The sequence below is a fragment of the Actinoallomurus vinaceus genome (assembly GCF_039542055.1).
Classification (GTDB): Bacteria; Actinomycetota; Actinomycetes; order Streptosporangiales; family Streptosporangiaceae; genus Actinoallomurus; species Actinoallomurus vinaceus.
In genome coordinates, this window is the sequence record NZ_BAABHK010000011.1 from 190,834 (window position 1) to 216,756 (window position 25,923).

29 protein-coding genes are annotated in these 25,923 nt (G+C 69.7%); 11 read left to right on the top strand and 18 right to left on the bottom strand.

Annotated features, from left to right (window positions below):
- Window positions 1–14: 14 nt before the first annotated feature.
- Together ABEA24_RS33740 and ABEA24_RS33745 are read right to left on the bottom strand one after the other, a co-directional pair.
- Entirely contained in the window at window positions 15–1,181 is a 1,167-nt protein-coding gene (locus tag ABEA24_RS33740) for a cytochrome ubiquinol oxidase subunit I (protein ID WP_345435899.1), read from the bottom strand.
- 215 nt (window positions 1,182–1,396) lie between these two features.
- Window positions 1,397–2,071: a response regulator gene (locus tag ABEA24_RS33745; protein WP_345435901.1), complete on the bottom strand. Its 675-nt coding sequence runs from the start codon at window positions 2,069–2,071 to the stop codon at window positions 1,397–1,399.
- Between ABEA24_RS33745 and ABEA24_RS33750 the strand changes: the two genes are divergently transcribed.
- Window positions 1,983–2,297: a transcriptional regulator gene (locus ABEA24_RS33750; RefSeq protein ID WP_345435903.1), complete on the top strand. Its 315-nt coding sequence runs from the start codon at window positions 1,983–1,985 to the stop codon at window positions 2,295–2,297. The two genes, ABEA24_RS33745 and ABEA24_RS33750, sit on opposite strands and share 89 nt — an antisense overlap.
- Before the next feature lie 258 nt (window positions 2,298–2,555).
- A complete protein-coding gene (locus ABEA24_RS33755) occupies window positions 2,556–4,082 on the top strand; it encodes a carboxylesterase/lipase family protein (protein WP_345435905.1) in 1,527 nt (508 codons plus the stop codon).
- Between the two features lie 162 nt (window positions 4,083–4,244).
- Here the strand turns inward: ABEA24_RS33755 and ABEA24_RS33760 are convergent, their stop codons facing one another.
- From ABEA24_RS33760 to ABEA24_RS33775, 4 genes are all read right to left on the bottom strand, one after another.
- Entirely contained in the window at window positions 4,245–4,598 is a 354-nt protein-coding gene (locus ABEA24_RS33760; protein WP_345435907.1) for a hypothetical protein, read from the bottom strand.
- Window positions 4,599–5,108: 510 nt separating this feature from the next.
- Window positions 5,109–5,642: a hypothetical protein gene (locus ABEA24_RS33765; protein WP_345435909.1), complete on the bottom strand. Its 534-nt coding sequence runs from the start codon at window positions 5,640–5,642 to the stop codon at window positions 5,109–5,111.
- A gap of 2 nt (window positions 5,643–5,644) precedes the next feature.
- Entirely contained in the window at window positions 5,645–5,884 is a 240-nt protein-coding gene (locus ABEA24_RS33770) for an HAD family hydrolase (RefSeq protein WP_345435911.1), read from the bottom strand.
- Window positions 5,885–6,154: 270 nt separating this feature from the next.
- Window positions 6,155–7,309: a sensor histidine kinase gene (locus ABEA24_RS33775; protein WP_345435913.1), complete on the bottom strand. Its 1,155-nt coding sequence runs from the start codon at window positions 7,307–7,309 to the stop codon at window positions 6,155–6,157.
- 171 nt (window positions 7,310–7,480) lie between these two features.
- On the opposite strand from ABEA24_RS33775, the gene ABEA24_RS33780 reads away from it, so the two are divergent.
- From ABEA24_RS33780 to ABEA24_RS33790, 3 genes are read left to right on the top strand one after another with little or no spacing between them, the layout of a single operon-like run.
- The gene (locus ABEA24_RS33780) at window positions 7,481–9,220 is read left to right on the top strand and encodes a fatty acyl-AMP ligase (protein ID WP_345435915.1); all 1,740 of its coding nucleotides are present in this window, start codon (window positions 7,481–7,483) and stop codon (window positions 9,218–9,220) included.
- 12 nt (window positions 9,221–9,232) lie between these two features.
- On the top strand, window positions 9,233–12,004 hold the full coding sequence (locus ABEA24_RS33785; protein ID WP_345435917.1) for an MMPL family transporter: 2,772 nt from the start codon (window positions 9,233–9,235) through the stop codon (window positions 12,002–12,004).
- A 2-nt stretch (window positions 12,005–12,006) separates the two neighbouring features.
- Entirely contained in the window at window positions 12,007–13,041 is a 1,035-nt protein-coding gene (locus tag ABEA24_RS33790) for an alpha/beta hydrolase (protein ID WP_345435919.1), read from the top strand.
- Window positions 13,042–13,120: 79 nt separating this feature from the next.
- On the opposite strand, the gene ABEA24_RS33795 is transcribed toward ABEA24_RS33790, so the two are convergent.
- The 5 genes from ABEA24_RS33795 to ABEA24_RS33815 all read right to left on the bottom strand — a co-directional run bounded on the left by ABEA24_RS33795 (window position 13,121) and on the right by ABEA24_RS33815 (window position 16,096).
- Window positions 13,121–13,501 carry a hypothetical protein gene (locus tag ABEA24_RS33795; RefSeq protein WP_345435921.1) on the bottom strand — a complete coding sequence of 127 codons (381 nt, stop codon included), beginning with the start codon at window positions 13,499–13,501 and terminating at the stop codon, window positions 13,121–13,123.
- 92 nt (window positions 13,502–13,593) lie between these two features.
- Complete coding sequence (locus tag ABEA24_RS33800; RefSeq protein WP_345435923.1) at window positions 13,594–13,899, bottom strand: hypothetical protein; 306 nt, start codon at window positions 13,897–13,899, stop codon at window positions 13,594–13,596.
- A gap of 16 nt (window positions 13,900–13,915) precedes the next feature.
- Complete coding sequence (locus ABEA24_RS33805; RefSeq protein WP_345435925.1) at window positions 13,916–14,548, bottom strand: LysE family transporter; 633 nt, start codon at window positions 14,546–14,548, stop codon at window positions 13,916–13,918.
- Between the two features lie 181 nt (window positions 14,549–14,729).
- Window positions 14,730–15,731 carry an LLM class flavin-dependent oxidoreductase gene (locus ABEA24_RS33810; protein ID WP_345435927.1) on the bottom strand — a complete coding sequence of 334 codons (1,002 nt, stop codon included), beginning with the start codon at window positions 15,729–15,731 and terminating at the stop codon, window positions 14,730–14,732.
- On the bottom strand, window positions 15,728–16,096 hold the full coding sequence (locus ABEA24_RS33815; RefSeq protein WP_345435928.1) for a VOC family protein: 369 nt from the start codon (window positions 16,094–16,096) through the stop codon (window positions 15,728–15,730). Before ABEA24_RS33815 ends, ABEA24_RS33810 begins: the two co-directional genes overlap by 4 nt.
- Window positions 16,097–16,223: 127 nt before the next feature.
- Between ABEA24_RS33815 and ABEA24_RS33820 the strand changes: the two genes are divergently transcribed.
- A complete protein-coding gene (locus ABEA24_RS33820; RefSeq protein ID WP_345435930.1) occupies window positions 16,224–16,814 on the top strand; it encodes a TetR/AcrR family transcriptional regulator in 591 nt (196 codons plus the stop codon).
- A gap of 28 nt (window positions 16,815–16,842) precedes the next feature.
- Complete coding sequence (locus ABEA24_RS33825; protein ID WP_345436229.1) at window positions 16,843–17,775, top strand: amidohydrolase family protein; 933 nt, start codon at window positions 16,843–16,845, stop codon at window positions 17,773–17,775.
- 13 nt (window positions 17,776–17,788) lie between these two features.
- Here the strand turns inward: ABEA24_RS33825 and ABEA24_RS33830 are convergent, their stop codons facing one another.
- Window positions 17,789–18,634 (bottom strand): class I SAM-dependent methyltransferase, encoded by an 846-nt coding sequence (locus ABEA24_RS33830; protein WP_345435932.1) that lies wholly within the window; start codon window positions 18,632–18,634, stop codon window positions 17,789–17,791.
- Window positions 18,635–18,706: 72 nt separating this feature from the next.
- Here ABEA24_RS33830 and ABEA24_RS33835 point away from each other — a divergent pair, with 72 nt between their 5' ends.
- Window positions 18,707–19,309, top strand: coding sequence for a TetR/AcrR family transcriptional regulator (locus tag ABEA24_RS33835; protein WP_345435933.1), 603 nt, complete (start codon window positions 18,707–18,709; stop codon window positions 19,307–19,309).
- Window positions 19,310–19,619: 310 nt separating this feature from the next.
- Complete coding sequence (locus ABEA24_RS33840; RefSeq protein ID WP_345436231.1) at window positions 19,620–20,030, top strand: threonyl-tRNA synthetase editing domain-containing protein; 411 nt, start codon at window positions 19,620–19,622, stop codon at window positions 20,028–20,030.
- A gap of 264 nt (window positions 20,031–20,294) precedes the next feature.
- On the opposite strand, the gene ABEA24_RS33845 is transcribed toward ABEA24_RS33840, so the two are convergent.
- A complete protein-coding gene (locus tag ABEA24_RS33845) occupies window positions 20,295–20,486 on the bottom strand; it encodes a hypothetical protein (RefSeq protein ID WP_345435935.1) in 192 nt (63 codons plus the stop codon).
- A 71-nt stretch (window positions 20,487–20,557) separates the two neighbouring features.
- Window positions 20,558–20,890 carry a hypothetical protein gene (locus tag ABEA24_RS33850; protein ID WP_345435937.1) on the bottom strand — a complete coding sequence of 111 codons (333 nt, stop codon included), beginning with the start codon at window positions 20,888–20,890 and terminating at the stop codon, window positions 20,558–20,560.
- 140 nt (window positions 20,891–21,030) lie between these two features.
- Between ABEA24_RS33850 and ABEA24_RS33855 the strand changes: the two genes are divergently transcribed.
- Both ABEA24_RS33855 and ABEA24_RS53765 read left to right on the top strand, forming a co-directional pair.
- Window positions 21,031–22,287 (top strand): helix-turn-helix domain-containing protein, encoded by a 1,257-nt coding sequence (locus ABEA24_RS33855; protein ID WP_486303929.1) that lies wholly within the window; start codon window positions 21,031–21,033, stop codon window positions 22,285–22,287.
- 178 nt (window positions 22,288–22,465) lie between these two features.
- Entirely contained in the window at window positions 22,466–22,756 is a 291-nt protein-coding gene (locus ABEA24_RS53765; protein WP_425551270.1) for a DUF6087 family protein, read from the top strand.
- 153 nt (window positions 22,757–22,909) lie between these two features.
- Here ABEA24_RS53765 and ABEA24_RS33860 read toward each other — a convergent pair whose 3' ends face one another.
- The 4 genes from ABEA24_RS33860 to ABEA24_RS33875 form a co-directional block, all read right to left on the bottom strand.
- A complete protein-coding gene (locus ABEA24_RS33860; RefSeq protein ID WP_345435941.1) occupies window positions 22,910–23,785 on the bottom strand; it encodes a metallophosphoesterase family protein in 876 nt (291 codons plus the stop codon).
- A gap of 3 nt (window positions 23,786–23,788) precedes the next feature.
- Window positions 23,789–24,307 carry a GNAT family N-acetyltransferase gene (locus ABEA24_RS33865; protein ID WP_345435943.1) on the bottom strand — a complete coding sequence of 173 codons (519 nt, stop codon included), beginning with the start codon at window positions 24,305–24,307 and terminating at the stop codon, window positions 23,789–23,791.
- Window positions 24,308–24,451: 144 nt separating this feature from the next.
- Window positions 24,452–25,105: a 4a-hydroxytetrahydrobiopterin dehydratase gene (locus tag ABEA24_RS33870; RefSeq protein WP_345435945.1), complete on the bottom strand. Its 654-nt coding sequence runs from the start codon at window positions 25,103–25,105 to the stop codon at window positions 24,452–24,454.
- Between the two features lie 75 nt (window positions 25,106–25,180).
- Window positions 25,181–25,921 carry a thioesterase II family protein gene (locus ABEA24_RS33875; protein ID WP_345435947.1) on the bottom strand — a complete coding sequence of 247 codons (741 nt, stop codon included), beginning with the start codon at window positions 25,919–25,921 and terminating at the stop codon, window positions 25,181–25,183.
- Window positions 25,922–25,923: the final 2 nt, after the last annotated feature.

The window sequence follows — 25,923 nt, forward strand, 5'->3', positions numbered from 1 at the left end:
GGGGAAGGCTCCGGTCAGAACGAGGGGACGGGCTCGGGCCGGGCGGCGGGTTCGGGCCGCCCGAGCGCGGAGCCGTCGGGGCCGCCGCGCGCGTACCGCCGCAGCAGCGCGATGTTGACCACGACGAGGACCGCGAACAGAGTCGTCACGCCCGCGAACACCGCGATCATCGCTCCGTGCCCGATCGGGCGTACGGCGTCCTCGGTGCGCAGCACGCCGTAGATCAGCCAGGGCTGGCGGCCGCTCTCCCGATAGATCCAGCCGGCGAGCATCGCCACGTACGGCACGGGGAGGGTCATCATCACGACGCGAAGGAAGATCCGTCCTCGCATGAGCCAGGCGGTGAACGGCAGCTTCACCAGTGCCATGACGGCCACGACGAACATCCACGCCCAGGCGAACATCATCGTCGCGACGGCGAGCCCGGTCGCGGGCTGCGCGCCCACGGTCTCGCGGATGAAACCGAACTGGACGCCGCCGAACACGGCCGACGGCACGATGGCGACGACGACCGAGATCAGGCCGATCCGCAGCGACCGGCGGTAGAACTCCGGCTCCTCGGACCGGCGCAGGTGCCACGCGCTCACTCCGGCCATGAAGAAGCCCGCGGTGAGGAACGCGCCGGCCGTGATGTGGCCGAGCGGCAGCAGCGCCGCCGGGTTGGTGAAGAGCGTGCCGGCGGAGTCGACGCGCAGCTCGCCGCCGAACCGCACGTACCCGACCGGGTTCTTAAGGAAGCCGTTGGCGACGAGGATGAAGTACGCGGAGGCGTACGCGGTCAGCGTGACGACCCAGATCAGCGTGAGGTGGGCGTACCGGTTCAGCCGGTCCCAGCCGAAGATCCACAGGCCGAGGAACGTCGACTCGATGAAGAACGCGACGAGGGTCTCCATCGCGAGCGGCGCCCCGAAGACGTCACGGGCGTGATCGGTCAGTCCGGGCCAGTTCAGCCCGAACTGGAACTCCATCAGCAGACCAGTGACGATCCCCACCGCGTAGTTGATGACGTACAGCTGCCCCCAGAACCGCACCATGCGGAAATGCACGGCACTGTCCCCGAAGACCGCCCTGGTCTGCATGATCGCGACGAGCGTCGCCAGCCCGAGTGTCAGAGCGACGAACAGGAAATGAGTGCCCGCCGTCAGGGCGAACAGCGATCGGGCAAGCGACAGTGTGCTCAACGATCCCTCCAGGTCTGGTCGCGGGATCCGCGACGAGGCCCCTGAGGAGGTCCCGGGGGCCGACACCCTGGAAGCAAATCGGACACGGCGGGCGTACGGCGTCCTGCTGTGCTCGACATTCGCCGTACATCTCGCGATGAACCCGGCACCCGCGCCGTACCGCGCGGAGTGTAGGACCTCGTCCGTAAGGAGGAGCGAGGGCTACCGGGGGATGATCAGCCGAGCCAGCCCGGGCGTACCAGCCCGGACTCGTACGCCAGCACGACGAGTTGCGCGCGGTCGCGGGCGCGCAGCTTGGTGAGGACCCGGCTGACGTGCGTCTTCGCCGTCGCCGGGCTGACGACGAGCCGTTCGGCGATCTCGTCGTTGGACAGTCCGGCCGCGACGAGTTCGAGGACCTCTCGTTCGCGGTCGGTGAGGGCGTTGAGCTCGACGGACGGCGGGGGCTCCTTGATCCGCGCCGCGAACTCGCCGATCAGCCGGCGGGTGACCGAGGGCGCGAGCAGCGCGTCGCCCCGGGCGGCGACGCGGACCGCGTGGATCAGCTCGATCGGCTCGGTGTCCTTCACCATGAACCCGCTGGCCCCGGCCTTCAGCGCGCTGTACACGTAGTCGTCCAGGTCGAACGTCGTCAGGATCACGACCTTGACGTCACGGAGCCGCTCGTCGGCGACGATCCGCCGGGTCGCCTCCAGCCCGTCGAGCACGGGCATCCGGATGTCCATGAGGACGACGTCGGGCCGCTCGGCGGCCGCGAGGCGCACCGCCTCGGCCCCGTCACCGGCCTCGGCGATCACACTGATGTCGTCCTCGTTGTCGAGGATCGAGCGGAACCCCGCCCGTACGAGCGTCTGGTCGTCGGCCAGGACGACCCTGATCGGGGAGTGCACGCCCCAATCATCACATCCCGTCGTAGAACCCGCCCCCGCCCGACGTGATCACAGTGACTCGGTCCTGTCCAAGCAGGTCGCCGTGTTGGAGAAGGCCGGTTACGTCAAGGTCACCAAGGGCTATGTCGGCAAGCGGCCGCGTACGTGGCCGGCGCTGACCCGCGAGGGCCACGCGGCTTTCAAGGCCCACTGCCAGGCGCTGCGCGCCATCGCGGGTGATGCCTGACCCACTGCCGCCGTAGCAGCATCCGGGTTCGGTGAGCGGACCGGCGTCGTTGCCCGGCTCGTGCCCGCATCGGAGTATCGGTGCCCCCGCTCGTCCGGTCCACCACGTCCCAGCGATGGCGGGAGCAGACGGGCATGGCCAGTGGGAGGCTCATTGCGCTCCACCATCCGGCGAGGAATCGTGGCCATCGCGATCCTCATGGCTTCGGCGGCCGGCGTGTCGCCGATATCGGCGTCAGCGGCTTCACCCTCATCGACGGTGTCAACCGACAAGGGCGCGGTCGAGGGCGCCGCCGTGGACGGAATCGACAGGCTCCTCGGCATCCCGTACGCCGCGCCGCCGGTCGGCGGTCTGCGGTGGCAGCCGCCCGCGCCCGCGGCGAAATGGTCGGGGGTTCGGTCGGCGACCGGCTACGGTTCGCGCTGTCCCCAGGCGGCCACCGACAGCAGCGTGGGCATGAACGAGGACTGCCTGTACCTCAACGTCTACACCCCGACCAAGCGAACGAACCGCCCGCTGCCCGTGCTGTTCTGGATTCACGGTGGCGGCTTTATGAGCGGCTCGGGCGACCTCTACGACGGCTCGACGATCGCACGGACCAACAACATCGTGGTCGTGACGATCAACTATCGGCTCGGCGTGCTCGGCTTCCTCGACGTGCCCGGGCTGAGCGAGCGCGGCGGAGGCAACTACGGCCTGCTCGACCAGGAGGCGGCGCTGCGCTGGACCCAGCGCAACATCGCCGCGTTCGGCGGGGACCCCAGCCGCGTGACCATCGCGGGTGAGTCGGCGGGCGGCCACTCCGTTTGTGCGCTGCTGGCCTCGCCGCCGGCACACGGCCTGTTCGGCGGAGCGATCATCCAGAGTGGTGGGTGTCCGAGTCATACGGTCGCGCATGCGACGGCGAAGGGCGAGACCTTCGCAGCGGCGGCCGGCTGTTCCGATTCGGCGACCCGAGCGACGTGCCTGCGGGCCAAGTCGTCCAGCGAGTTGCTGACCGCGGGCAAGGACTTCGGCGGCATCCTGACCGGCCCCCTGCCCGTCGCCGGGGTCCCGGAGCTGTCGGTCGCGCCGGACGTCGCGGTGCGATCCGGCCGGTTCAACAACGTCCCCATCGTCATCGGCGCCACGCGCGACGAGGTTCGGCAGTGGGCGTTGCCGTTCGCGAACGCGACCCAGGTTCAGTACGAGCGGGCGATCCGGCAGGAGTACGGCGCCCACGCCGACGAGGTGCTGGCGCGCTACCCGTACAGCGCCTATGAAAGCCCGTACCGCGCGACATACGCGCTCGGCGCGGTGTGGACCGACAGCAGCGTCTTCTACGGCCTCGGCGGCTGCCAGTACCAGAGCCTCGCGGGACGGTTCGCGACCCGGCAGCCGAGGACCTTCTTCTATGAGTTCGACGATCCGCACCCGCCCGTCCTCGGCTCCATGCCGCCCGGTTTCGACTCAGGCGCCCCGCACGCCTCGGAACTCGCCTACCTGTGGCCCAGCGCCGCTTCGAAGTCGCTGACGCCGGCCCAGCAGGAACTGTCCCAGGCGATGGTGCGGTACTGGGGTGCGTTCGTGAGGAACGCCAACCCCACCGCCGGTGGACAGGCGGACTGGCCGTCGTACCGAAGCGGCAAACTGATGTCGCTACTGCCCGGCGACGGCAGCCATGCCGTCACAAGCGCGGCGTACTCCACGCAGCACAAGTGCACCCTCTGGAACCGGATCAGTTACAACTGGCTCCCCGACAATCCGGATCGCCTCGCCACACAGGCCGGGGTTCCAACGTCCTGACCTCCGGCAGATCGTCGGCACCCAGCGGCAAGCCCGGTAATGCCATGCACGGTCATCCTGTCTCGCCCGCCGGCCACCGGCGGGCGAGACAGGATCTTCCGCCCTCAGGCGACGCGGCATGCCACCAGTGGGCTGCAACACGCCTGCCACGCCACACATCGACTAGCCACCGAGATGGTCCCCCGGCCGGTTCCGGGCGCGCACCACTCTGACGACCGCGGTCACGACGAGCGTCGCGAGGCCCAGCACGGCCGTGGTGAGAACCCCGAAGATTCCGTTCCACCACCAGCGGACCTCGTTTATCGAGAAGCAGAGATTGTCCGGCGAGCAATAGGTGCCGTTCAATTCCGCTCGGGCAGCGAGCATGCCGGCCGGGAAGCAGAGGATCGCCAGGAGCAGTCCGGCGACGAAGAACCACAGCGGCACCCGTCGGCGGGTCGCCCACAGCGTGAGCCAGGCCAGGAGAAGCATCGTCGGCAGAACCCAGATGAGCGGTAGGGCCGAGGAGTAGGTCATGCTGTGCCTCCGGCTGCACAGGGGTGGCGCGCCGACGAAGATCGTGCCGCGCGGCCCGAATCATGTCAGCCGTCCGCCACATCCGCAAAGATCGCGTCGGTCCGGGTGAGGGTCTCCCGCCCGGTCAGGCGCTGCGTCGTTGTGGTGGCACCGGATGCCACCACAACGACGACCGGGTGCTTGACGCCGGGCAACTGACGATCCGGAACACGGTGGCGATCTTGAGGCGAACGTTCTCGATTCGCCGGTCGCACCGTGATCGAAGCCGAACCCGTACGTACACAAACTCGTCCTTCGGCGTGCGTTCTCCCAGGAGAGTCGAGATCGCGGAGCCCATTTGTGTGCGTACCGGTGCGGCCTATCGGCGGGTGGCTGGCCCGCAACCCGTCCGCTCCCGGGCCGCACTGATTCGAGGGACGTATGGCCGTTACCCGCACCGGCCGTACGCAGAGCCTCGCCCGCCCATGGCCGCCCGGCCTCGCCAGCGTATTCACCGGCGAGGTCGGCACTTCACGCGACGAGGCGCGCCACCAGCGGACGTTCGTGCTTGGGCAACTCGGCCAGCCCGCGGCGCACGACGAGAGCGGCGGAGATCAGCGCGCAGGCGCGCGCGGTCTCGACGGCCACGTGGTCCACTTCGCCGAGCTTCGCACCATGGAGCCAAGCGGACACATCTGCCCAGGAGTACAGGCTCGCCTTAGGCCGAGCCACTCGGGGGGCGGGAAAATCGCCTGGCCCCCGATCGCCGCTGATCCAGTACCGCGCCGACGCGGCCGTGACCCTGGCGCGGTCGGCGATATCCTCGGCCGTCACCAGGTCTTCAGTGACACCGATCGCCGTCATCCCGGCCTTCTCCACGTCCATGACCGCCGAGATGATCGCTTGCACCGCGTCGTCGGCCTCTCGGGAGAACATGACCGACCCGCCGTCCCGTCCCGCCTGGATCGTGGCGTCGATGCCGTCGGCGGCAGTCAGCACCTCTCCCAGGGCCTCGGCGTGGGCCTCGGTGGCGGGCCCGGCCACATTGACGTCGAACCAGTACATGTTCACTCGTCCTCCTCACTGCCGGAACAGGTATGCGGGCAGCGCGTCAGCATCCGCTGGATCTTCTTCGCCTCGTGTTCCAGGACCTTCGGCGTACCGTAGATCATGAGAGGAGCGCATCCCTCGTGGCCTCCTGGGCAGAGCGCCTTCGCATAAGTGTGGGCGTGTCCGGAAGCGATGATGACGCGCCAGCCGGCAGCCTCTAAATCGCGGATCGCTGCGACGATCTCCTTGGCAGGCATGTTGCGTACAATACAACTATCGTTGTTCCCAGGAAAACAATCACCACACATCGACTAGCCAGCGAGATGATCCCGCGGCCGGTTCCGGGCGCGCACCACACACCGTGATGGAAGCCGGACCCGTACGCACACAAACTCGTCCTTCGGCAGGCGTTGCCCCAGGAGAGTCGAGATCGCGGAGCCCATTTGTGTGCGTACGGGTCCGGCCTCTCGGCGGATCGCTGGTCCGCCAGCGATCGCTGCGCTCTGGAACGCAGCGGACACCGGGGATCACGAGCCCATGGATGAGGGCGCATCGGCGGTTGTCAGCGGGAGGGAGGCGCGGACGAGGAAGCCGCCGCCGGGGCGGGTGGTCGCGGTCAGGGTGCCGCCGACGGTGGCGGCGCGCTCGCGCATCCCGCGGATGCCGTTGCCCGCGGCGGCGTCGGAGCCGCGCCCGTCGTCGGCGATCTCCACGGTCACCTGGTCGGCGTCGTACCGGACCAGGACCGTCGCGGTGGCGGGGCCGGCGTGGCGGAGGGCGTTGGTCAGGGCCTCCTGGACGATGCGGTAGGCGGTCAGGTCGACCGTCGACGGCAGCGGGGGCCGGTCGCCGGAGACGGTCAGCTCGACGGGGAGCCCGGCGCTCCGCGTCCGGGAGATGAGGTCGTCCAGGTGGTCGAGTGACGGTGCGGGCGCGAGCGGCTGGGCCTCGTCGACCTGGCGGAGCACGCCGAGCGTGGTGCGCAGTTCGCGCAGAGTCTCCTTGCTCGCGTCCTTGATCGCGCTCAGCGCGGCGTACGCCTGCTCGGGGTCGCGCCGGTGCAGCGCCGCGCCCGCCTGCACGTTGATGAGCGAGATCTTGTGCGCGAGCACGTCGTGCAGTTCCCGGGCGATGCGCAGGCGCTCCTCGGTGGCCCGCCGCAGCGCCTCCTCCTCGCGGGTGCGCTCGGCCTCCGCGACCCGTCTCCGGGCCTCGTGGATGTAGGCGCGGTGGTAGCGGGTGACCTCGCCGGCGATGACGATGACCAGCACCCACGCCAGCACGCCGAGGAACCGGAACACGTCCGGCCGATGCCCGATGCCGAACTCGGCGACCGCGAAGACCGACAGTCCCGCCGCCGTGCCGACGTACGCGGCGACCCGCTGGCCCTGGGCGGCGGCCAGGTAGGAGGCGACCGCGAACGTCGCCATCTCCATGCCGTCCGGGAACGGGCCGACGTAGTAATACGCGGTCGAGACGGCGACGACCGTCGTCGCGAGGACCGGCGCGCGGCGGCGGAAGGCCAGCGCGACGACGCCGACGCCCATCATGAGGTACGCCTTGGGCCCGACCGCCGCGATGCCGCCGGCGTGCCACATCGTGCTGACGATCACGATCACGGCGACGACCGCGGCGATGAGGAAGTCGACGCGTTGCGCGCTGGGCCGCCGGGGCTTCTTCACCTCTCGCACGGTATCCGAGCCCGCTGGGTTGTCACGCAGGTGACAACAGGGCTCCGGCGAATGTGGTGTGCGAGGCAAGTCGCCGCTTCGCGCCCTGCGATAGCGTCACGCGGTCACGATGATCACGGGTGGTGTCGGCCTCGGCGCCGCGGCGAGGCAGGGAGTGCGGACATGGCACTGATCGGTCGCCGTCTCGACTCCGGAACCCTGAACGAGCCGCTCATCACCTTGGTGGCCCGCTGGGCGGCGGAGATGCCGTCCGCGCCGGCCTTCACGTTCGTCGACTACGCCGCCGACCCGGCGGGAGAAAAACACACGCTCACGTGGGGTCAGGTGCACCGGCGGGCGCGGGCCATCGCCGCCCGGCTGCGTGAGGTCGCCGAGCCCGGGGAGCGCGTCGCGCTGCTCATGCCGCAGGGCCTCGAGTACCTCACCACGATGATCGGCGCGTTGTACGCCCGGCTCATCGCGGTCCCGCTCTTCTCCCCGGACCTGCCCGGTCACGCCGACCGGCTGATCCGTGTGTACGGCGACGCGGACCCGTCCGTGGTCGTCACCACCACCACCGCGCTTCCGCAGGTGGAGCGGTTCCTGGACGAGCAGAGCGCGCCGCGTCCCAAGGACATGGTCCTCGCCGACGCGGTCGCCGTCTCGCTCGCCGCCTCGTGGCAGGGCGAGGAGCTCGCCCTCGACGACGTCGCGTACCTGCAGTACACATCGGGGTCGACCCGGGCCCCGGCCGGCGTCCAGATCACGCATCGGAACCTCACCGCCAACGCCCTGCAGGTGTGGACCGCGTACGACGCGCGGCCCGGGGAGACCTCCGGCGTGAGCTGGCTGCCGCTGTTCCACGACATGGGCCTGATCCTGTCGCTGGCGCTGCCGGTGGTGCACGGCAACCACGTGGTGCTCACCGACCCGGTGGCGTTCGTGATGCAGCCGCTGCGCTGGCTGGAGCTGCTGTCCGAGCACGACGACGTGGTCACCGCGGGGCCGAACTTCGCGTACGAGTACTGCGCCTCCCGCGTCACCGCGGAGGAGAAGGCCCGGCTCCGGCTCGGCGGCGTACGGGTCGCGCTGAACGGCGCGGAGCCGATCCGCCCCAGCACCGTGGGCGGCTTCGCGGACGCGTTCGCCGAGGCGGGGCTGCGCTCCGAGGCGCAGTCACCGGCGTACGGCCTCGCCGAGGCCACGGTCTACGTCACCAGCACGACGCGCGGGGGACCGCGGTTCACCGCCTTCGACCGGGCGGCGCTGACGGAGGGCGTGGCGCGGCCGGGCACGGACGCCACCCTCGTCTCCTGCGGAACGCCGACCGGCCAGGTCGTCGCCATCGTCGACCCCGAGACGCGGGCCGAGGTGCCCGACGGGCGGGTCGGCGAGATCTGGGTGAACGGGCCGAACGTCTCGCCCGGCTACTGGCGCAACCCCGAGAAGACCGCCGAGGTGTTCAGCGCCGTGCTGGAGGACCCGGCCGACGGGCTGCCCGCCGAGGGCTGGCTGCGCACCGGCGACCTCGGCGTCGTCCACGAGGGCGAGCTGTACGTCACCGGCCGGATCAAGGACCTCATCATCATCGACGGCCGCAACCACTATCCCCAGGATGTGGAGGTCAGCGCGCAGCAGGCGCACGAGGGGATCAGACGCGACCACGTGGCGGCCTTCGCGCTCTCCGGTGAGGACGGCGATCGGGTCGTGGTCGTCGCCGAGCGCGGTCGGCGCGGCGAGGGCGTCCCCGCCGAGGACATCGGGCGCGCGGTCCGCAGCGCCGTGAACGCCGTCCATGAGCTGCGCGTGGACGACTTCGTGCTCGTGGAGCCGGGCGGGGTCCCGCGGACGTCCAGCGGCAAGATCGCGCGGAGTGCCTGCCGGGAGCGGTACCTGGCCGGGACACTGCCCGTCGTCCCCTAGCGAAGGGCAGCGATGTTCGCAGGTCTGGGACGGCTCGTCCATCGACGACGGCTGACCTGCCTCGCGCTGTGCCTGATCTTCATGGTCGTGTCCGGCATGTGGGGGGCGGGCGCGGTCGCACGCCTGAAGAGCGGCGGCTTCGACGACCCGCACTCCTCCTCGTCGCTCGTGGCCAAGCTGTCCGCACAGTACTTCAGCAACTCCACGCCCGACGTCTTCGTCATCTACCGCAGCGACCGGCTGACCGTCGACGACCCCCGCTTCCGGGGCGCGGTCACCACGGCGCTCGCCCGCCTGCCCAAGGACAAGATCCGCAACGTCCTGACGTACTGGAGCCAGACGCCCCGGGTGGCCGAGCTCGCGTCCAAGGACCGGTACGCGACGTTCGCCGCCGTGCAGCTGGCCGGGGACGACACGGCGAAGGTCAAGGAGTACGACGCCGTCGCCGGGCTGTTCACCGCGTCCGGCCTGAGCGTACGGGTCGGCGGCGGCGTGCCGCTCGCCAAGGAGTTCAACACCCAGACTCAGCGTGACCTGGCCCGGGCGGAGACGATCTCGTTCCCGGTGCTGCTCGTCCTGATGCTCTTCGTGTTCGGCAGCCTCGGGGCCTTCTGGCTCCCGCTCGTCGTCGGGGTCTTCTCCATCGTCGGCGCGTTCACCGTCCTGCGGCTGCTGACGATGGTCACCGACATCTCCTCGTTCAGCGCCGAGGTCATCACGATGATGGGGCTCGGCCTGGCGATCGACTACTCGCTGTTCATCGTCAACCGGTTCCGGGAGGAGTTGGCGCGCGGCACCGACCGGCCGACGGCCCTCGCCAACACGATGGCGACCGCCGGCCGCACCATCGCCTTCTCCGGCATCACGGTGACGACCGCGCTCAGCGGGCTGCTGCTGTTCCCGCAGATGTTCCTGCGCTCGGTCGGCATCGGCGGCATGGCGGTCGTCGCCGTCGCGATCGTCGGCGCGCTGTTCCTGCTGCCCTCGCTGCTCGCCCTTCTCGGTCACCGCGTCGAGTTCGGCCGCATGCCCTGGCGCCGCCGATCGCGGGGGGACCGGCGTACGAGCGGCCCGTGGTACCGCCTCGCGACCAGCGTCATGCGCCACCCGATCCTGTACTTCATCGCCGTCATGACGGTCCTCGGCGTCCTGACCACGCCGTTCCTGCACGTCCGGTTCGGCACCACCGACGTGCGGGTGCTGCCCGTGAGCAGCCCGAACCGCCAGCTGTATGAGGCGTTCCAGCGGGAGTTCCCGACCGGCTCGAAGGACCCGATCGACGTCGTCCTGTCCGGCGACCTCGTGCCGAAGAACTTCGTGCCAACGAAGAAGCGGCCGGTCCCGTCGTTCATCACCGACTACGAGGCGCGGCTGCGGCAACTGCCCGGCGTCACCAGCGTGGAGATCACCGGGTACGCCGAGAAGTACGCCGCCGTCCGGATCTCGGTACGGCACCAGTACGGGGCAATGACCGACCAGGCACGGGACCTGGTGCGGCGCATCCGCGTGATCCCCCTGCACCGCGAGGCGCTGTACGCCGACGTGGGCGGGGGCACGGCCGCCCAGATGGATCTGATGGACAGCCTGAAACGCGGCCTGCCCACGGTCGGCGCGATCATCGGGCTCGTCACGTTCGTGCTGCTGTTCATGGCGTTCGGGTCGCTCGTGCTGCCGCTCAAGGCCGTCGCCATGAACCTGCTGTCCCTCGGCGCGTCCTTCGGCGCCATCGTCTGGGGGTTCCAGGACGGCCACCTCGCGCGCCTGCTGCACTTCACCCCGACCGGCACGACCGAGCCGACGACCATCATCCTCGTCCTGCTCACGGTCTTCGGGCTGTCCATGGACTACGAGGTGTTCCTGCTCAGCCGGGTCCGCGAGGAGTGGGACCGTACGAGGGACAACGCGCGGTCGGTCGCCGTCGGGCTGCAGCGCACCGGCGGCATCATCTCCAGTGCGGCGCTGCTGTTCCTCGTGGTGATCGCGGTGTTCTCGACCGCGGACATCATGCTGGTCAAGCTGATCGGCGTCGGCATGTTCGTCGCGATCGTCGTCGACGCCTCCCTCGTGCGCATGCTGCTGGTCCCGGCGACGATGCGCTTCCTCGGCGCGGCGAACTGGTGGCTCCCCCGCCCGCTGCGCGCCCTCCACTCCCACCTCGACCTGGGCGAACACGACGACCCTCCACCCGCCGCGACCGTACAGGCCGGGAAGAGCGCGCCCACTCCCGAGCACGTACGACCAGCGGAGACCGCACTCACGCCCGGGACCGTACGGGCACCGGGGGAAGAACTCGCGCCGGGGAGCGTACGGGCGTCTGGGAGTGAACCTGCGCCGGCGAGCGTACGGGTGTCTGAGAGCGAACCTGCGCCTGCACGCGTACGGGTGCCCGGGGGCGAACCCGCGCCTGCGCGCGTACGGGCGACGGAGCGCACTGTTCTGGGGCACGCTCCCGAGAGCCCGCCCGCGCCGAGGGTGCGGCGGCAGGCGGCGCGGCTGGCCGAGCTTCGGGCGGAGCGCCGGGCGCTCCGGACCGTACCCGAGCGGGCGGCCCCCACCGACACGGCGTTCCGGACCGGCTCCGAACGAGCCGCCCCCACCGACGCGGCGGACGAGCCCACGCTCGCCGACGAGATCCTGCGCCGGGTCGCGGAGGTCAACGGCCGCGCCCCGGCATCCCCGGAGACGCGCGAGACGGCACCCGGCCGCCACGCGTCCCGCCCCCAGCGAGAGATCGTTCCCAACCCGGATGGACCCGGGTGGCACTGGAAGACACCGGAGGATTGAGCATGCCAGCTAGTCCGCTGCGCCGCGCCGTCGCGTCGACCCTGGGCGCAGCCCTGGCCGTCGCCATGGCGGGGGCCGCTCCCGCCGCGGCGGCGAGCAAGCCGAGTTCGAAGGTTCCGAAGAGCGCCAAGGCGAGCGACGGGGCGCGGGTCACCGCCCAGAAGTGGCTGACGAGCCATGAGGTCGATCTGACGGTCAAGTCGGTCGCGCTCGGCCAGACGGTCAAGGTGCGGATCCTGGTGCCGAAGGCCTGGAAGACCTCGACGACCAAGAAGTTCCCGGTGCTGTACGCGCTGCACGGCGGCCGCGACCACTACGTGTCGTGGACGCGGAGCACCGACATCGAGACCTACGCGTACCGGTACAACGTCATGGTCGTCATGCCGGAAGGCGGCGTGAACGGGTCATATACGAACTGGTACAACTACGGCAAGTACGGCAGCCCGCAGTGGGAGACCTTCCACAACTTCGAAGTCCGGGAGATCGTGGAGCGCGCCTACCACGCGGGCACCTCCCGGGCCGTGATGGGCAACTCCTCCGGCGGGCAGGGCGCGATCACCTACGCGGAGCGGTACCCGGGCCTGTACCGCTACGCCGCCTCGTTCAGCGGCCTGCTGTCGATCCGGTCGGTCGGCGTGCCGGCGCTGCTGATGTTCACGATCGTCGGGGCGGGTGACGGCACCGACCCGTTCCGCATCTGGGGCGTTCCCGGGGCCGACGACGTCAACTGGCGCCAGCACGACCCGCTGTACCTGATCCAGCGGCTCAAGGGCACCGGCGTCTACATCTCGGCCGGCACCACCGGCAAGCCCGGCCCCGGCGACAACCCCAAGACCGCTCCGTGGGACATCGGCCTGCTCAGCGAGCGGGTCGTCGGCGCCACGGACGTGACGTTCCTCCAGAAGGCCCAGCAGCTCGGCGTTCCGATCACTTCGCACATCTACGGCAACGGCCGTCACGCGTGGCCCGCCTGGACCCGCGAGATGCACAACGCCTGGCCCAAGCTCATGGCGGCCATCGGCGCCAAGCGCGTCTGACTCCTACCCTCGGCCCGCCGCATACCGCCGCCGAAATCCTCGGTGGTCGCGGCGGGCCGGGCCGGCACATTCCCTGGTTCTACGCGGACCGCGGGTAGCGGTTGGCCCCAGCGTAGAAATCGTTGGACGCGGCTGCGTTGCTCGCCCAGACCGTATTCGGCACCGTCCGGTCGTACTTATGTACGTTCGGATCGAACTGCGGCGCTTGATCTACGATGAACTGCGGTGTGTTGTATTGCCAGTTCGCATAGCCCGGGATGAAGGTGTTTCCCGCGAACTGGTAGTAGCCGTTGGTTTCCTCCTTGACGTGCACGTGACCGACGACGTGCACGATCCAGTTCTTGAGGGAGACCTGGTGGTAGAGGACGAAAGAGTGTTGGTAGTCCTTGTTGCTGGGATGGGCATCGTGCATCGTGATGAACAGCGGTTGCGCGTTGCTTTTTTGCAACTCGTCGATCACTTCTTGGCCGGTAAAGGTCGGTGTCCCGCCAACGCACTTCTTCGGATCCCACTGCGGAGGTACTAACTTTCTTCCTTTTTGCCCTGATGGCATCATGTCGGATCCTCCAGACATGTGAGGGAAAGTGCGCTCAGTCTATGACCGGTGGTTGCGCTGTGGAAGCGGACGACCACCGTCAGTTCTGGCCGATCCTGGCCGACCGAGACACCCTGTACCACCACGGCCTCCGCCTGCGTGCTCACGAATCGGCCGCCTGTCAGCAGCCGCCGGTCCTCTCGTTTGGTGAGCAGCCGGGGGTATTTCAGCCCCCGACTCTCGCGATCGAGACAGTGCTCGGACGCCGCCTCGACGACCCCGAAGACCTCCTCCGCGTCCAGCTCGCAGTCCTCGCTCTGCACCTTCTCCAGGACCCGCTCAGTGGGCCGTGGTGAGCAGGTGCAGAGCGAGGACGCAGATCACGATGCTGGAGGTCACGGTCGTGATCAGCCGCCCTCGGCTGCCGGTCAGCGCGCGGCCGAGCAGTGCTCCACCGCCGGCCAGGAGCAGTTGCCAGCTGGCGGACGCGGCGAAGGCGCCCAGGACGAACACCGCTTGTCGCAGGTGATCCGGTGCCGCCGTGCTCTGGTCGCCGAGCACGAGTGCGGCGAAGTAGATCACGGTGATGGGGTTCATCATGGTCAGTCCCAGCAGCGCCACGTAGGCCCGGACGGGGCTGATCGGCGTCTCACCGTCCTGGGCCGTCGCCTGGGTCCTGCGGTACTGACGGATCGTCCGGGCCGCGGATCGGACCGCCAGCGCGATCAGCACCAGGGCCGAGGCCCAGCGCAGGGGTGTCATGATCGGCTGGATCGCCGGGGCGACCGCTGAGCCCGCCAACGCGGCGATCAGCGCATACAGGCCGTCGGCGGTCGCGACGCCGAGTGCGGCGAAGGCGCCGATCCGCAGGGTCGTCCGAGCGGTGAGGGCCACCAGGTATGTCGCGACGGCTCCCACCGGCATGGCGATGCCATAGCCGGCGAACAGGCCCGCGACCAGGGCGGCGATCACGCTCGGAAGAGCGTCGGCCTCCACGGTCGGCCGGACTGCTGCTGGCCCCGCACCGATCGGACGGTGTGGAACAGCGGCAGCGAGACAGTGGTCCTGGTCATAGCGAGATCCTCAGTGTGGCGAGCGTGCCTGCGCAACTCAATTTCAGCTCGGAGTGCCCCTCGCGGTGGTGCGGCGTCGCTCACGAGTCGGCTGCCGCGGCGAACGCCGTCAGTTCGCCGGCGATGTCCGGGCCGGCGGGGGTGTACACGACCTCGGTCACTCCGGCGGTGCCGGCCTCGTCGAACCGGGCGGCGATGACGCCGGCGTCGCCGGTCCAGCCTGGCTCCAGGATCGCCGGTCCGGCGGCGGCGACGATGGAGCGGTCGCGTTCGGTCAGCCGGGACAGGTGGCCCTGGTGGGCGACGAGGTGCCGTTGACCCTCGGGCCGCGCGGTCTCGACGGCGGCGCGCCACTCCTTCCCGCCGGGCATCGCGTCGACCGCGTCACCCGCGTTCTGCCAGACGGCGTGCACGATGCTCGCGTAGCCGGGACCGGCGGCCTCGATGACGCGGGTCGTGGTGTGGTCTTCGCCCGGCCGCAGGACGGTGCCGAACCTGAGCAGCGCGCACTGCGCCCACCCTCGATCGCCGTCCGCGGGGATCGCCGTCATGACGACGCCCGGCGCGGCGAGCGCCCGTGCCGTCGCGAACCCCTTCGGGCCCGAGGCCGCCACCCACAGGGGCACGTCGATCGGGCGCGCGGGCCCGTGACCGGGCAGGTGCATCATCTGACAGGGGCGGCCGTCGACCTCGACGACCTCGCCGTCGAGCAGCGCCCGTACCTGCCGGTACTGACGGGCGAGGTCGGCCCATGCGATGGGCTTGCGCCCCACAGCGTACCGGGCCGTGTAGCCGGTTCCGAAGGCGACGATGAGGCGGCCGGGCGCCAGCTCATGGATGGAGCCGATGGCCGACGCGGTCACCATGGGATGACGCAGGCTCGGCACGGCCACGCCGGTGGCGAGCCCGATCCGCTCGGTTCCGGCGGCGACGCGCGCCAGCGCCACCCACACGTCGCCGTGCAGGGCCGGCGAGTCGAACAGCCAGACGCGCCGATACCCGAGTCGTTCGGCGAGCCGGGCCTGGTCGACGACGTCCACGGTCGGCGGAAGCGCGCAGGAGTGCGCGGGCCGCGCCGTCACGACAGGCTCGCGGCAGGCTCCCACAGCGCGACAAGGGCGCCTTCGGGATCCTCGATGACGAGCACGGAACCCACGGGAAGATCCACCCGCGGCCGGGCGATGGTCGCCCCCAGCTCCGTCGCCCGTTTCGCCGCGTCATCCAGGCCGGCCACCTCCACGTAGGGGATCCACTGCGGCTTCCGATCGTCGTCCGGGGCGAGCTGCGTGAGCCCTCCCCACGGTCCTTCCGCGTCGACGAACATCGGAACGGCCGAGGGCCCGGCGGGGACGTCGGCGACGGTCCAGCCGAACAGCTCGGTGTAGAAGCGCCGGGAAGTCTCGGCGTCGGCGGTCCGCAGATCCATGAAGACGAACGGTGGGGTCACGACTGCTCTCTCTCGTCGGTGCGATGCGTCCGTACGCTCCGGGTTTCAGGACGCGTGTCCTAGGACGCGTGTCCCAACTTAGGACACGCGTCCTGATCGTGCAATGAAACGAGTACGCTCCTCGCCTATGGGGTCATCCGCGGAGAGGCGAGGGTCGCCGAGCCGGCGTGCCAAGAAGGAGCAGATCATCGAGGCGGCCATGGAGGTCCTCGCGCGGGACGGCCTGGCCGCGTGCACCGCGCGAGCCGTGGCCGACGCCAGCCCGCTGACCAAGAGCGCGATCCATTACTACTTCGATGACATGGACGAGATCATCGACGGCGCGATGGACCGGCATATGCGCGGCTGTCTCGTACGCATCGGTGAGGCCGCGGACCGGCATGAGCGCCCGGCCGATCGCTTCTGGGCGGCCGTCGAGGCGTACCTGGAGATCTTCGCCGAGCGGCCGAACGCGGCCCTCCTGTGGTTCAGCTACTGGGTCGATGTCGGGCAGAAGGGCCGCCTCGAGCCGATCGACCGGATGCACCGGGCGATGATCGACGTCCTTCGCGACCTGCTGGCCGAGATCCCGGTCGACGACCCGCCCAGGCGAGCCCACGCGCTCTTCTCCTACCTGCTCGGCACCCTTATGCAGCAGGCCGTACGCCCCCTGCCGTTCGCGGACCTGAGGCCGGAGATCGCCACCGTGTGCCGCCTGGACTCCGCGCTCTCCCTCTAGCCCGCGAGTGCGAGAAGGAGTGATCGTGATGCGAATCGACGTGCACGCCCATCTGTGGACCGACGAGTACCTGGATCTGGTCGAGCCGTACGGGCAGAACACCTCCGCGCACCGCGGCGTCGGCGCGGGCGGTAGCCCCGAGGAGCTGGAGGCCCGGCTCGCGCTGATGGATTCGGCCGGCGTCGACCGGCAGGTGCTGTCGGTCGCCCCGCGGGTGCCGCACTTCGCCGACGAGGCGCAGGCGGTGCACGCGGCCCGGCTCGCGAACGACCTGTACGCCGGGTTCACCACGCGGTATCCGCAGCGGTTCTCGGCGTTCGCCGCCCTGCCCCTGCCGCACCTGGACGCGGCGCTGAAGGAACTGGCGCGAGGGCTGGACGACCTGGGAATGGTCGGCGCGACGGTGACCACGGCGGTGCTCGGTGGCTCACTGGCCGACCCGTCGCTGGCGCCGTTGTGGGAGGAACTGGACCGGCGCGGCACCGTCCTCTACGTACACCCGTCCGGGGAGGCGGCGCGTACCCCGCTCATCGCCGAGCACAACATGCGGTGGATGGTGGGCGCGCCGGTCGAGGACACGATCGCGGTGACGCACCTGCTGCTGGCGGGCATCCCCGGCCGTTACCCGAACGTGAAGATCATCATCTCCCACCTGGGTGGCGCGCTGCCGATGCTGCTGCAGCGGATCGACAACCAGTACGGCTGGGAGTCGCCCGGCACGCCGGAGAAGCCGAGCGACGCGGCCCGGCGCCTCTGGTACGACACGGTCGGACACGGGCACGTGCCGGCGGTGCGGGCCGCCGCCGAGACGCTCGGCGCCGACCGGCTCGTGCTCGGCACCGACTTCCCATACGAGAACGGTGACCTGTTCCGCCGCGCGATCGGCTACATCCAGGAGGGCCTCGGCGCGGACGCCGCAGGGGTGCTCGACCGCAACGCCGCCGCCCTGCTCGGACTGTGACGCCGGGGAGCCGTCAGGCGGTGCTGGTTCGCGCGGCGGTGGCCGCCAGTGTGGTGTACGGCATCGTGAATCCGCCCCCGACCTTGTCGATGGCGGCCCCGACGTCTTCCAGCACCTCCGCGAGCTTGTCCTGCGGGAGCTGGGTGAGGGCGCCTGTGGTGGGCAGCAGGTCCAGCCACTCGTCCCGGGTGTAGGACTGCTCCCAGTCGAACCGCCACTGCTCCGGTTCGCCGAACCCGCCCGCCTGCCGGATCCCGTCGGCGGCCGCGGCGAACATCGCCTGGTAGATGTCCATGGGCGTCCTGGCCGGCCCCGCCGACGGGAGGTTCACCGGCGAGTCGGGTGCCACCCGCCGGAGTGCCGAGGCGAGGGCCTCCCTCGCCTCGGGCGGGGCGTCGAACACGTGCCCGAACACCGCCAGCCGGCCGCCGGGCCGCAGGACCTGCGCCGCCTTGGCCACGCCCGCGACCGGATCCACCCAGTGCCAGGCCTGCCCGGCGATGACCGCGTCGAACACCCGGCCGGCGGGGTCCCACGCCTCGAAGGTCGCCACTTCGACCTCGACCCCGGTCCGCCGGGCGAACTCGGCCATCCGCGCGTCGGGGTCGACGCCGAGCACCGTGCAGCCGGCCGCCTGGAACTGCCGGGCCTCGATGCCGGTGCCGCAGCCGACGTCGAGGACGTCGCGGCCGGGGCCGGCGGCGACGATCCGCTCCACCAGGGCGTCGGGGTAGCGGGGCCGGGCTCGGTCGTAGCGTTCGGGGTCCACCCCGAACGACTCCGCCATCGCGCGGGCTCGATGCGCCTCACGAGCCTCGCGCTCGGAAGGACGTGGCTGCTCCTGCGGTATAGTGGGCATGCGCCCACCTTAGTGGGCGCATGCCCACTCGGTCAACGGGCGAGGCTCGTTCGAGGTACGGAGGGATGCACGATGCCGACCGGAGTGCACATCCGCGACGCGCGTCAGCAGCTGTTCGACGCCGCCGAACGCGTCCTGCTCCGGGACGGGCCGAGCGCGCTGACCAGCCGGGCCGTCACCACCGAAGCGGGCGTCGCCAAGGGAGTCCTGCACCGGCACTTCGCCGACTTCGACGCCTTCCTCGCGGAGCTCGTCCACGACCGCATCGCCCGCGTCGAGGGCCAGGCCGTCGCCCTGCGCCAGTCCGCCGGAACCGGCACCGTCGCCGGCAACCTCACCGACGCGCTGATCGAGCTGTTCGACCCGGTCGCCGTCGGGATCGTCGGTCTCGTCATCTTCCGGGACGAGCTGCGCGCCCGGCTGCGCCAATCCGGCCTGGCCCAGGGCATCCCGATCATGACGGAGGCCAGCGCCATGATCATCTCCTACCTCACCGAAGAGCGCGCACTGGGCCGTATCGCGGCCGACGCCGACGTCGACTCGCTCGCGCTCTCGCTGATCGGCGGCGGGCACATGCTGTTCGCCGACCGGAAGGGCACCCCACCGGACGCCGAAGCCGTCGACAAGGTCGTGACCACGGTCATCGCCGACGTCGTGCAACGACGACTGCTCTGAGCCGCCCGGCGGCAACCTGGCTCCGATCGATCGGCCCGATGCGCGGAACGACCGGTCTCGAGATTCGGCTTTCGCATAATCCAGGTTTTGTCCGGAGTTATCCGGTAGAACTCTGGGCGTCCCCCTTCGTCACGCGTCCCTGCTGAAGGATCTCGACGTCCTTGGTCGCGTCCGCTCCTGAGCCCTCCGGCGCCTGCGGCTGCTAACCGCTGGAGTCCTCCGTATCGCCCGGCAGCGCGCGGCAAGGCGTCGACCTGCACCCCCTCTCACTCATCGGCTGACGCCCCCACAGATTCGGGTTGTGACCCCCATGAAGATCCTCTGCCTCGAATGCCGGACCGCCGAATACGCCTTGGAATACCCCACTCAGGCCAGTGCCGAAGTCGACCATGCGATGCCGCCGCCACTCGCGTGGGACAATTGCCTGCTGCTTCTTGTCGCAGTTGAACCCGGAGATCTGGCGAAAATTCGTCACGCGGCGAAAGCGATACGTAGAGTCCTCCGTAAGACCGATGCCAAGTCGGTTGTGATCAATGCTTTCGCGCACCTATCGCATACGCTGGCGTCACCCGAAGAATCGCACCAGGCCATCGCCGACCTACGTGATCGACTTACGGAGAGCGTGCTCTGCCAGGTGGAGATGACGCCTTTCGGCTGGCAGAAGAGCTTCAAGCTCGACGTGTTGGGAAACACGGGATCGCAGCGGTTCATTCACATATAGCGAGTCGCTTAGGTCCGCCGGGCTCGCCCAGGGGGGACGGCCTGAGAGTGGACCGTCGAGAGGTCGCAACGTCCCGAATGCTCCTCTCGACGGCCGCCGTCTTGGGGCCGCCGGGCCCGTCCCCTCAAACGGACCCGGCGGCGGTGTCCCGACCCGGCTCGGGGTGGCTTGGGGCCGGGACGTCTTTGGGCTGGGCCGCCAGGCGGAGGGCGCGACCGCCCAGGGAGTGGGGACGGCCGCGCGGGAGTACGGTGACTTACGGGCTCATGCGGCCGCCAACTCGATCGCGCGGCACTGCTGTATGAGCCGCGCCGGGTCGGCCTCGTCGATGATCACGGGACGCTTCGTACACGCGCCGAACGCCGTGTAGGCGCGACGCCACCGCGACCACATGATCAGCCAGCCCGTGCAGGCGGCCTGCAGGGCGGCCAGGTCTCGGGGAGAGGGATCTGGCACATTCATTAACCACGATCGGGGCGGCACCGGTTCGGCCGGCTCGAACCCCAGCAGCCGACGGGCGCCGGCGATCACCGCTCGGCTCCGGTCGGTTCGGTGATGCTGAGGACGGTGATGATCCGGCGGGCCGCCTCCTCGACGTCATCCGCGGCCACCATCGGTTCGAGTTCGGGTGGTGCGTCACGGCTCGGCCCGGACCACGCCCAATGCCAAAAGAGAGCGCCTTGGTGCTCGCGGAGGACGAGGGGTTGCCTCATCCGGAGGTCGCGGGGGTTTCGTACTTCGACGGTTCCGTCTCGGCTGACGGTGACGTTTAGGTCCTGGCGGATGAGCAGGGGCGCGAGTCGTAGGGCCGCCGTCTGGACGACGTCGATCGGCGGCGGAGGGGTGGTGTGTGCGTGCACCCGGTCTCCCGGTTTCCGTAGCGAATGCGTCACTGATAGTGAAGTCCTGCGGATCCGGTGACGTCACCGTGATACTGGGGGACACGCGCGGATATGCGTCCCTGAATTCGTGACCCCCACTCGGCCGAGGTGCACGCAACATGTCAGCCGATAACGCCCGTATCGGTGCTCGCCTGCGCACTGAACGCAAAGCCCGGCGAATGACCGTCGAGGCACTCGCCGAAGCCTTCCGTGAGCACGCCACCGAGCGTGACCGCCAACGCCTCCCCAAGATCAAGGATCTATGCCGCACGATCCGTGGCCACGAAGCCGGCGAACACCCTCCCGGTCCCCGCTATCGGATGCTGTACGCGGCCGTGTTCGACATGACGGAAGACGACCTTTTCGGTGACGACAGAGACGTTCAGATGTCACCATGGCGCCTCCCCGGCGTCGAACTGAACGATCGGTTCACACCCGATGACGAGGACCGACTCATAGTGGCCACCAGGCGCAGAATGCGGCCCGACTCGCACATCGTGGAGTGCTTGGCGGCCATCCTGGCCGAGCAGCGCCGACTAGAGGACGCTGTGGGTTCAGTGCCGGTCCTGCAGTCCGTCCGGGCGCAACTTCCGATGGTGCAGCGGCTCGTCACCGAGGCTCGCGGCCCGGTACGGCCGAAGATGGTCGACGTCGCGGCTCAGTGGGCACAGTTCTCCGGCTGGTTGAACATCGCCGCAGGGGACGCGCCGGCAGCCCGCATGTCGCTCGACCGCGCGGCCGAACACGCCGAGGAGATCGGCGACACCTCCATGGTGGGGACGGTGCTGTCGTGGAAGGCGTATCTCGCCGAACGCATCGGGCAGGTCGGCCCGATGGTCGGAATGGCGCAAGCGGCACAGCGCAATCGCATCGGTCCTGGCCACGCCTATGACCTTTTTCTCGAAGCACGCGGGCACGCCCTCGCTGGTGAACCGTGCGCGGCAGAGCGGCTTCTTGACGAGGCACAAACAGCCGTAGCCAACGCCGACCCCGCCAGCGCTCGGCCATGGGAGTACTACTACCTGGAGCCTGGATTCTTTGCCCTTGAGGCAGGGGTTACGAACGTCTATCTCGGGCGGGACGACTTGGGGCGGAACGCTCGGGCCGTCGAGCACTTGGCGGCCGGTCTCGCCGAGTTGCCCGCTGCGATGCGCCGCGCCGAGTGGGCGGGTGAGTACATCGCTCACCAGGCCGTCGCGCATCTTCAAGCGTTGGAGGCTGAGGCCGCATGCGCGGCTGTGCTCGAAGCAGCAGGGATCGCGCGTGCGACGTCGTCTGAGTCGTTGCTGAGGAGGTTGCGGGACATCTACCACCAGATGTGCAGCAGGTGGCCGACCGATCCGGCTGTCACCGAGCTGCTCGACGCTCTGGTCTGATGCCCGCGTGCACCGGCACCGCGTCAGCTAGTCAGACCGGGGGGCGGTGCGCAGGAGGCTGTAGGTCACGCCGCGTGCGGGACCTTCGCGAACGCCGTGGCAACCGCCGACGAGCGGATCGAACCGCGCTCCCTCAGCGTTGCTCCGCTCACCGCTGAAGGCCGATACGTTCGAGGACATGGGCAAACACCGCCGACCGGGACCACCGAATCAGCCGTCGCGCGCCACACCGCGCGTGGACCCCGCCGACCCGCTCGCGTCGTACGAGAAACGACGCCGCCCGCCCGTTGATCAATACCGGCGTCACCGTCCGATCCATGGCGGTGCCAGTCACCTTCGCCCTGACGAACCCCGTGTCCTTGAGGAGTGGGACGGCTTCATCTATGCGCCGGTCGGGACCGCGCCCGACCTGGCGACTGCCCAGATATGGGTGAACGATCTCGCTCCGGGCGACGAGCCTGCCGGATAGGCCTGGTACGGGGCTGTCCTTATCGATGGTGAGTGGTCGTGGATCGTGGCGTGCACGACGCATTGCACCAGACGAGCCGACCGGGGGCAGCTCGAGGTCCGCGGAGCAGCCCCAGGCCAAGATACGGAGTGACTTCTCAGGACGTTGTCCGGCTCACTGTGTTGCGGTCAGAAGTGTGGCCAGGTCGAGGTGTTCGCCGTGGATGTCGGCGAGCCATGGGTCGTGGACGTATTCGAACTCGTCGGTCCGGGTGTCGAGTAGGCCGATGCTGCCTGGCGTGACCTGTTGCCGGGGGTTGACCGAGGTGGAGTCTCTTATGTTCACCTTGGGGCCGACGAGTAGGCCCAGGGCGTAGGAGGTCGTCGCCCCGTAGTGGCGTGGGCCGTTTTGATGGTGGTAGTGGCCGCTGATGTGCAGGCGGGGCTGTAGGCGTTCGATGAGTTCGGTCAGTTTCCTGGACCCTTGGGTGGTGCCGCGCCAAGACGACATGCCGTACGGACCGTCGTGAGTGACCAGGATGTCCACGCTGCCGGGTTCGAGGGCCAGGAGCCGGGTGTAGGCGTCATCGTCGAAGTCCATCGAGCCCGGCCATTCGATCTTTCCCAGGAACGCCACGCGTTGTCCTGCGACTTCGGTGATGTGTCCGCAGGTGACATGGCGGTAGGCGCCTAGTGGATCAACTGGCGTCACGGGGGAGTCGGCGGCGTGGTGCAGACCGGCGAGCCATTGGTGATCCTCGTGGTTGCCGCTGACGAACAGGAACGGGGGGATCTCCCGAAGGGCGAGGCGGACGCCCTCCGCCAGACGCGGTGAGGGGGCCAGGAGGCGGAAGAAATCACTCTGAGCTGGATTGTCTGCTCCGAACCGACGGCTTGCCTCGTCCCACCGCTCAGGTGACGGGAATGCGCCCAGATCTCCGACCTGGATCACCGCGTCGAGCTGGATGCCCCGGTGGCGGGCGAGCGTGACGGCTGCTCCCAACGCATGCAGCACGCAACCGTGGACATCGCCGAAGAACGCGACCTTCATCCGTCAGACCGCTGGGTCGGTGCGCAGGAGGCTGTAGGTGACGCCGTCACGCCAGGCGCCGTCGCGCCACCCGCAGCCGCGCATCACGCCTTCGCGGCTGAAGCCAGCCTTCTCCAGGGCGCGCTGTTCGGCGACGTTCTCGACCTCGGTGTCGGCCTCGATGCGGTGCACGGTGGTGTGCGCGAACAGGTAGCGCGCCAGCAGCCGGTGCGCTTCGGTGCCGTACCCCCGGCCGCGGGCCTCCGGGAGAAGCGCGATGCCCATGCTCCAGCAGTAGGCCGCCGGTGTGGTCTGCCGGCGACGCCAGGCCACGAACCCGAGCCGCTCGTCGCCGTCGACCACCAGCAGTGTGCCGCCGTCCTCGCCGATCAGGCCGTTCTCGGCCCACCGGCGCCGGTAGCGGCCCGGGTCGAACCAGCCGAACCGCGCGAACTCCCCTGCCTTCTCCGGGTCCTGCGTCAGATCCTCCAGGATCTGGAGGTCGTCCTCCTCGACCGGCCGCAGCCCTATCTGATCACCCATGTGCCGATCATCCGTTCCGGAAGAGCGCCGCGTCCGGCTTTCTTCGCAAGTCTCGGCACCAGATGTTCGGGAGCCCGGCCGCAACGCCGTGCCGCGGATCAGCCGGTTGCCGGAACAGGGGCTGCCTGAGCGAGCCGGCTGATATCAGTCGCGGTCCTGCCAGGTGCACAGGCAGACCCGGTTGCCTTCGGGGTCGGCGAGCACCCAGAAGCTCGGTGCCTCCGCGTCGCTGACCAGCGTGCCGCCGGCGGCGAGCGCGGCATTTATGCGCGGCCGGACCTGCGCGGGATCCACCCACAAGTCCACGTGCCAGCGCTGGCGGGGTTCCTCACTGCCGGACGCCTGGAACCACACGGTCGGCAGAACGTCGCCCGGGTCGCGAACCTCGTCGGTGACGTCGGGCCCGGACAGATGTTCCATCGCCAGCACCGCGGCCCAGAACGGCGGAATCGCCTCGCCGGCCGGCGTGTCGAGGGCGAGTTCGAGCCGGGAGACGTTCGAGGACTCCAGCCGTACCCCGGCATCGGCGGCGATGGAGGAGATGGCGCGGCCCAGCCGGATGTCGCGGTCTGTGACCGCGCGCTCATCGTGGCTGGTCAGCCGGACGTCCACATGGGTGTGGCGCAGGTCGAGGTCGGGATGATGGTTCATCTCCTCGGCTGCCGCGCCGATGGCGTTGACGACCGAGAGCCCGGTCGCGAAGTTCTCGGTGTGGATGCGGGTCTGCAGGCCGCCGAGCAGGTACGCCCACCCGTCCAGCCCCTCGTCTGCGATCTGCTGTCCGGTCAGCTTGCTCATGGGACACCCTTGCATGTCGGTGAAGCCTGGCGACGAGGCGGTCACACATGCGCACGGGCCCGTGGCCACGTCGTCTCAGCCGATCACGCCGAGGCGTTCTCCGACCGTCGTCAGGATCGGGCCGGAGCGCGGGAGCAGGTAGAAGTGGTCGCCGGGATGGGCGTCGAGGGCGAACTCCGCGGTGGTCAGCTCCGCCCAGCGCTTCATCTCCGCGGGCTTGACGATGGGGTCGTCGTCCGCGGCGAACGCGGTGATCGGGCGGTCGAGCGGCGGACCGTGCTCGTGCTCGTACGTCTCGACCAGCCGGAAGTCGCCCCGGATGTACGGGAGCACGAGCTCGCGCAGCTGCGGGTCGGCGAGGATCTCCACGTCGGTGCCGCCGAGCCGGTTCAGCGCCCCGACCAGGGTCTCGTCGTCCTTGTCGTGGATGATCTCGTCGTCGCCCGGACGGTCGTGGGCGGCCCGGGAGGCGGAGACGAACAGCTGCATCGGCGGGTGCCCGCGCGCGGTGAGCAGGCGCGCCGTCTCGTACGCGACGGTCGCCCCCATACTGTGCCCGAACAGCGCGACCGGCCGGCCCGGCAGCGGCGTCAGCGCGTCCGCGACGGCGCGGGCGAGCGATCCGATGTCATCGGCCAGGGGATCGCCCAACCGGTCCGCGCGCCCGGGGTACTGCACGGCATGGACCTCGATCCCCGGCGGCGCGGCCCTCGCCCACGGGCGGTAGAACGCGGCCGACCCACCGGCGTGCGGAAAACACAGCAGCCGGACGGCGGCGGACGGCCGCGCGTCGAAGCATCGGAACCAGCCCGGCACCC